A 7200-nucleotide genomic window follows, 5' to 3' on the forward strand; every position below is an offset into this window, starting at 1 on the left:
TACGGGCAGTGAAAGGCGGTAGCGATACTGAATCTTACAAACATGTTCTCGCTTTTTGCCTCTTCTACTACTAATGATAGCTGGTGAAGTGATTCTTCTACGGACATCCGAACATTCTTCTTGTTAAACGTCTCGCTTGCCCCGGCAACAAGAGCAAGATTTTTAGCTCCCGCATCTCTTGCCCGTTCAAATCCTTTTTTGTTCGGAATAAGGACCAGGTATTGCACATCTGGCTGTTGATCGATGTTTCGATAGACCCTATTGGCGTCTGCCATTTGCGGCACATGCTTTGGCGAAACAAACGAGGTGGCCTCCATCCTTCTGATCCCCGTCTTTCCTAAGGCGTGAATAAGCTGCAGTTTCTTTTCGGTCGGGATAAACGTATTTTCATTTTGGATGCCATCCCGCGGTCCCGATTCAATGATTTCTACACGTTTCGGTAAATTCATCAGCTGCTCTCCTTCCTGTCATTTCAGAATTCCTGTTTCGTTATTGATAATGATTCCTTTCTCTTGCCATTCTTCATATCGGGTCTTTGTGATACCCAGCTTTTCTTTTAAAACTTCTTCCGTATGTTCTCCAAGCTTAGGACCGGGCCAGTTAATCTTTCCAGGTGTCTTACTCATTTTTGGAACAATACCAGGAACCTTAAGTTTTCCCAGCCCTTCTACATCCAGTTCGCAAATCATTTTACGAGCAATAAAGTGCGGATCTTGCATCATATCTTCCACACTATAGATGGAGCCGGCAGGTATGTTGTATTCATCCAATATTTTTAGTGCATCCTTTAAGTTATGCTGTATTGTCCAGCCACCGATAACTTTATCGAGGTACTCCGCCTTCAGTACTCGTCCATGATTGAAAGCATAATCAGGATCATCTCGCAAATCTTCTCGATTGATGGCTTCCATCAGCCTTTTAAAGATGCCATCCCCATTTGCTCCGATAACAACGTACTTTCCGTCTTTGCAAAGGTACGTATTGGAAGGTGCTATTCCTGGCAGAGTACTGCCCGTTCTTTCACGGATCACTCCGTATTGGTCATACTCTGGGACAGCACTTTCCATCAAGCTGTAGATCGCCTCGTAAAGTGCGACATCCACACATTGCCCTTCTCCGGTTTGATCTCTATGATAGACAGCCATTAAAGCTCCCATAACGGCATAGAGAGCAGTTACAGAATCTCCTAAACTGATTCCTACTCTTGTCGGAGGACGATCAGGATACCCGGTTAAATACCGAATTCCTCCCATTGCTTCCCCAATACTGCCAAAGCCCGGTTTATTCCGGTATGGGCCATCCTGGCCATAACCTGAAACACGAACCATAATGATAGAGGGATTATATTTCTTTAAGTCCTCATAACCAATGCCCCACTTTTCCAGCGTGCCAGGTTTAAAGTTTTCAATAATAATATCGATCTCTTTAGAAAGCTCTCGAATGATTTCCTGCGCTTCTTCCTTTCGAAGATCTAAAGAGATGCTTTTCTTATTCCTGGACTGCACATACCACCATAAAGAAGTCCCCTCATGCAGCATTCTCCATTTCCGAATGGGATCCCCCTTTCCTGGCGGCTCAACTTTAATAACCTCAGCACCGAAATCCGCCAATAATCTTCCGGCGAACGGCCCCGCTATTAAACTGCCGATTTCCAAAACCTTCAGCCCGTTTAACGGCCCGATCTTTTGTTTATCCATCATACTCCACCCCATTTAGTAGATTAGCCCCGAATGATGTAAGCGCTTTACATGCGAAGAAGCGAACTTGTTATCTGTTTCCAAAATTCTGATAATTATAATAATAATTATCTATGTTTTCTTTGTCAACGGTTAACCGTTGACGAAATCTTTCACAAACTCCTCGAGTTGTTGTAAACTATTAATTAGACAGAAAGTAACGACATGAACTTATGTTTCATAGGAGGGCTTGAATTGAGGGAAATACAAAAAACAGAACTTTTGCATAGTCAGGTGTATACGATCTTAAAAGCAATGATCATGGATAGTGAATTCCGACCTGGAGAACGATTGGTTGAGACGAAGGTCGCCGTACAGCTTGGCGTCAGCAGAGGAACCGTTCGGGAAGCCTTCCAGATGCTGTTAAAAGATGGTTTGCTCACACGGAAAAATAATGTCATATTTGTTTATAATCCTAGTGTTCAAGATATAGTGGATGTATATGAATGCAGAAAAAGTCTCGAGTCTCTTGCCGTCAAATTGGCAACTGCTCATATACAGGACGAGCAGCTGAATGAGCTCGGCTTTGTTCTTGAGGAATCAAAAAAGGCTGTAAAATTAAATGATACACAAACCCTTACCAATCTAAATCAAAAATTTCACGATATGATTGACATCGCCTCCGATAATAAACAGCTCATCCAATTATGCGATGTGATCAAAACAAAAACGCTTTATATCAGGAATAATGTTTTAAAAAATCATTTTAAGAACTTCTCAGATTTTGTTGATGATCACGAACTGATTTATTTGGCGATGAAGGAACGAAATGCCAGTAAAGCCGAACAGGAAATGCTTTCACATATTGAAAAGAGCTTTGAAACGATTCAAAACGCTTTAAAATAATCCAGGTGCCTGGCACGCGGTTATTAATGAACAAAATCCCTGATCCTAAACGGATCAGGGATTTTGCATTATTGCACTCATCCTGTTTCATCAGTTACTTTCTGCCTGATTCATTCTCCGACTATCTGCTGATTTTACTTTCGAAAAACTAGAATTTTTTGGGATAAATCGCACTTAACATATTATTCCAACCGCGTTAATCTAGGGTGGAATAAAAAAACGGGAGGATTGATAAGGTTGAAACTGATTAAAAAAGTAACATCCTGCATCTTTGTTGCCTTTTTAAGTATTACATTCCTCGTCGCCCCAGGGGGCTTTACGAGCAAAGCTATAGCGGAGACACACACCTATGACGGTAAAGCCCCTTCCTACAACAATTGCGATGACTCTGGTGTGACGAAAAAATCCTTGAAGATCACCAATCCTGATGGCTCTTATGCCACCCTGCAATTGAGATTCAGCACCACATGCAAGACAGCGTGGGCCAAGATCACTTTGAGCAGACCAGCCAAAACAGATGGTGAAGCCACTGCCTTGGTCGTACGAAATACAGATAATAAACAGTATGGGTGCCACAATGCTGGCGGTAACGGAGAAATCAACAAAGGGCAGACTTCCTGTTACACCCCTATGGTATATGACTTGGAACCCCGGAAAGCAAAGGCAGTTGGATTTTGGCCGTATACCCGTGGAGAGACAGATTGGTATTAAAAAAGAAAGGATGATTTTTGTTGAGGAAAAAGATCAAAGGATTTTTTATGTCCATAGCGATCATTGCAGCTGCGATCATCACATCCTTCAGTACGTTTGAACAGTCTGCCCATGCAGAAAACCATTCGTATGACGGAAAGAGTCCATACTACAATAACTGTGATGACAGTGCGGTTACAAAAGATAAAAAATGGATCGACTCTGTTTCTTACGTAGAGCTGAAGTTTAGCACGGCATGCAAAACCGCTTGGGCAAAGGTAACCATCACCCGAAAAGCGACATCCAATTATGAAGCGGATGCAAGGATTGTGCGCAGTACGGATGGCAAAGCACTAACCTGCGACAGTTCAGGCGGAAACGGTTCGGTAAAAACGGGACAAACTTCCTGTTACACAGGAATGGTATATGATTATGACCCAAGAAAAGCAACAGCACAGGGCAAACATGCCATACCAAACAGTGATGCCTATAAAGTGGCCGAAACCATCTGGTACTAAGTAAAAAGCGTCATGAGTTCAGATTTGGGCTTATGATGCTTCTTTCATGCTTCATAAAAGAAGGAGATGATCGCATGGAGTTCCAAGCTCAGAAAAAAGTGGATGATGAAGGTGCAAGAGAATCATTGTTTACAAGATTGGCAAATGTATTGTCAAACTGGTCCCATAAATATGTTCCGGATGCCTTTGTGATCGCCGTTCTTCTGACATTGTTCGTTCTGCTCATCGGCGTTTTTATGCATCCTTCAGAGCCGATGAGCATTATAAAATCATGGGGAGATGGCTTCTGGGCATATTTAGCTTTTACCATGCAGATGGTTTTGTTAATGGTGACTGGCATGGCGCTGGCAAGTGTGCCTTTCTTGAATAAAGGACTTCAATCGATAGCAAGGTTAGCAAACACCCCACAGAAAGCGTATATACTGACATTCTTGATCAGTGCTTTTGCATACTATATCAATTGGGGATTGGCGGTCGTGGTTGGCGCCATCATGGCAAAAGAAGTAGCCTCTAAAAATGCTTATTCTCATTTCCCTTTGCTTGTCGCTGCTGCTTATGCTCCTACTGCCCTATATAGTGCAGGGCTATCAAGCTCAATTGGACTTACTGTTGCAACATCGGACCATTTCCTTATGAAACAAATGGGAGTCATTCCCACTTCACAGACCATTTTTAGTCTTTCCACAATCATAATTTTTCTTGTACTTTTAGTCACGATGCCTATTATCATCGTATTAATGGCCCCAAAGAAAAATATCGTTGCTTATAAAGGACAACCCCAGCCTTCAAATACAATAGTTCAACCCCAAAACGTAACAATAGCAGAAAAGTTAGAATGGACTCCTTTTTTAGGAATCGTTCTCGGTGCCATCGGGGTAATGTATTGCGGGTATGAATTCCTTCATGGACGCAGTCTGGATCTGAATATTATCAATATCTTTTTCTTGTCTTTAGGTTTGTTGTTACATGGCTCATTGAATAACTTTGCCAAAGGGTTTGAGGAGGCGACTCAAACCATATCTCCTCTTATTCTCCAATTTCCTTTCTATGCAGGTATCATTGGCGTTCTTGGAAGTTCAGGGCTTGGAGCAAACATTATTGAATGGATGGCCTCCATAGCCTCTAAAGACAACTTTGATATCTTTACATACTGGTCAGCAGGCTTAGTTAACCTTTTGGCTCCTTCAGGCGGCGGCCAATGGGCTTTACAAGGACCATTACAAGTTCCCGCAGGTTTAAAACTAGGTGTTGATCCAGCAACCATTGCCATGGCTGTTGGGTGGGGAGATGCTTGGACAAACTTGATTCAGCCGTTTTGGGCACTTCCCTTATTAGGAGTACTTGGCTTAAAGATTAAAGATATCATGGGATACTGTTTTATTCTCTGCATTTGGACCGGGATTGTTACGAGTCTACTTATGTTGTTCTTATATTAAATTGAATATAAAGTCTCATTCTACTCCTCATCCCCTGTGTATAAGCATGATGGTGAAACAAAAATTCAATCCAAAATTTTGCAGAGGGGAATGAGATGATGAAGCGAATTCGTGTCTGGTATTGGATCTTCACAGCATTATTGTCAGCCTTAATGCTAGCAGGTTCAATTCCTGATATTCTATCTGTTTCTAGTGCTGTCGATTTATTTAATCATTTGGGCTATCCTGACTATCTTTTACCTTTTCTTGGCGTTGCCAAATTATTAGGTGTCATCGCCATTCTGGTTCCAGGCTTTCCAAGATTAAAAGAGTGGGCTTATGCGGGGTTTGTCTTTGATCTTGCCGGTGCCATGTATTCCACTATCGCAGTCGGAGATCCGTTCAGTTCATGGGTAGGTTTTTTTGTTGGATTCATTCTTATTGCCGGTTCTTATGTTTTCCATCACAAAAAGTTAGCTGCAGCAGGGACGAAAGAATCAGTATAACATTAATTTGTCAAACATATAGAAGGCAGAATCCTTTTTCCAAAGGACCTGCCTTTCTTCTTCATTCGAAAACTACTTCAAAAAATAAAGAGCGGAAAATGTGTAAAGCTTCACTGTTTGAACAAGCTCCTCTATATCAACATATTCATCGGCATGGTGAGGGATATAGCGATCACCTGCTCCTGTAGTAATAATTGGCACCCCAGCAAGATGAAGGAACGTGCCATCTGTTGCCCCTGGGACACCATTATAGATAGGAGGCTTTCCCGTCAATTCGGAATAAGCCTTTGCCACAGCCTGTACAACTTCATGATCTTTTGGTGTCTCTGTCCAAGGGCGGTCTTCGATCACTTCAAGAGATGCACTAAAAAGATCATCTTCTTTGCTGAGCCGCTCAATGATATCTTCCATATTCCTTCTGAGTTGTGAATGATCCTGTCCAGGTACCGTCCGTATGTCGAGAGAGGCCATACATTGTGAAGGAACGACATTGATTTGTGGTTCTCCTTTTACGGGTGATTGAAGGATAGTTGGCGTGATACTCGGCCAGCCGAGATAAGGATGTTCTCCCAGCCTTTCTTTTTCCGTTTGTTCCAGTTTATCCAATTCCACAATCAATCTTGCCATTCTTGTGACAGGATTGATTCCGGTGAGCGGCATTGCGCCGTGGGCCATTTTTCCAAACGTTTTCAAAACGATCCGCATCGCACCCTTTTGAGTTATACATAGCTGGTTTTCCTCTGGTTCACAAATAATCGCTCCATCCACATCTTTAGCCCAGCCATTATTAATAAACTCTTTTATTCCAATCATCATGCCTTCTTCGTCACAAGGAATACATAGTATAATTTTACCTTTGAAAGGAATCTGTGATTTTTTCAAAGAATGAACAGCAGAGATTGCAGCCGCTAAATTTCCTTTTGTATCACAAGAACCTCTTCCGTATATTCTCCCGTTACTGATTTCTCCGCCAAATGGGTCATACGTCCAGGAGTCCAGGTCCCCTTCAGTTACCACATCTGTATGCCCTTCAAATAAAAGTGTTTTACCTGGAAGGCCAGAGTCATAGACCGCGATCACATTTGGCCGTCCTGGCACTACCTCTTCATAGTAGACCTCCAGCCCTATGTCCTTTAGGTATTTAACGAGGAAACGGGCAACCTTCTCCTCATTACCGCCTTCAACATTGGGACGATAAACACTTTTTATCCGGATGAGTCTTCTTGTCAGCTCGACTACTTCTTTTTCATCAACATGGTTCAAAATCGATTCAATGGCAGTTGTCATTACTCCCTTCCTTTCCTAAGTGATTTTCTGACGTCTTTACTTGAAGGAAAGTTTACAATTCCTTCAGCGTTCAGAATGGCTTGGATGACTGCTTCTGCTAAAACGTCTGCTGCCAGGGTTCCAATGAGGTCTACTGAAGCGCTCACTTCTCCAGTAGCGAGAGAAAATATGGTGTCCCCATCATACATCGTGTGCACAGGAT

Annotated in this window: 7 protein-coding genes and 2 pseudogenes; 5 read left to right on the top strand and 4 right to left on the bottom strand. The window is 42.4% G+C overall.

The window, feature by feature from the left end; genetic code table 11:
- Both ABHN01_RS25055 and ABHN01_RS25060 read right to left on the bottom strand, forming a co-directional pair.
- Positions 1–449, bottom strand: a pseudogene (locus tag ABHN01_RS25055) (hydroxymethylglutaryl-CoA lyase); the annotation flags it as partial.
- A gap of 18 nt (positions 450–467) precedes the next feature.
- Complete coding sequence (locus ABHN01_RS25060) at positions 468–1700, bottom strand: CaiB/BaiF CoA transferase family protein (protein WP_429877798.1); 1233 nt, start codon at positions 1698–1700, stop codon at positions 468–470.
- Between the two features lie 231 nt (positions 1701–1931).
- Between ABHN01_RS25060 and ABHN01_RS25065 the strand changes: the two genes are divergently transcribed.
- The 5 genes from ABHN01_RS25065 to ABHN01_RS25085 all read left to right on the top strand — a co-directional run bounded on the left by ABHN01_RS25065 (position 1932) and on the right by ABHN01_RS25085 (position 5711).
- Positions 1932–2582 carry a GntR family transcriptional regulator gene (locus ABHN01_RS25065; RefSeq protein ID WP_429877799.1) on the top strand — a complete coding sequence of 217 codons (651 nt, stop codon included), beginning with the start codon at positions 1932–1934 and terminating at the stop codon, positions 2580–2582.
- A gap of 237 nt (positions 2583–2819) precedes the next feature.
- Entirely contained in the window at positions 2820–3293 is a 474-nt protein-coding gene (locus ABHN01_RS25070; RefSeq protein ID WP_429877800.1) for a DUF2690 domain-containing protein, read from the top strand.
- 47 nt (positions 3294–3340) lie between these two features.
- The gene (locus ABHN01_RS25075) at positions 3341–3790 is read left to right on the top strand and encodes a DUF2690 domain-containing protein (protein ID WP_429877804.1); all 450 of its coding nucleotides are present in this window, start codon (positions 3341–3343) and stop codon (positions 3788–3790) included.
- 74 nt (positions 3791–3864) lie between these two features.
- Positions 3865–5226, top strand: a complete 1362-nt coding sequence (locus ABHN01_RS25080) for a short-chain fatty acid transporter (protein ID WP_429877801.1) — start codon at positions 3865–3867, stop codon at positions 5224–5226.
- 98 nt (positions 5227–5324) lie between these two features.
- A complete protein-coding gene (locus tag ABHN01_RS25085; protein ID WP_429877802.1) occupies positions 5325–5711 on the top strand; it encodes a DoxX family protein in 387 nt (128 codons plus the stop codon).
- A 72-nt stretch (positions 5712–5783) separates the two neighbouring features.
- Here the strand turns inward: ABHN01_RS25085 and ABHN01_RS25090 are convergent, their stop codons facing one another.
- Both ABHN01_RS25090 and ABHN01_RS25095 read right to left on the bottom strand, forming a co-directional pair.
- Positions 5784–6998, bottom strand: a complete 1215-nt coding sequence (locus ABHN01_RS25090; protein WP_429877803.1) for a M20 family metallopeptidase — start codon at positions 6996–6998, stop codon at positions 5784–5786.
- Positions 6998–7200: pseudogene (locus ABHN01_RS25095) on the bottom strand (P1 family peptidase); the annotation flags it as partial. The gene ABHN01_RS25090 and the pseudogene ABHN01_RS25095, both read right to left, overlap by 1 nt.

It is taken from the genome of Fictibacillus sp. NRS-1165, assembly GCF_050468105.1.
GTDB classification, from domain to species: Bacteria; Bacillota; Bacilli; order Bacillales; family Fictibacillaceae; genus Fictibacillus_C; species Fictibacillus_C terrinigri.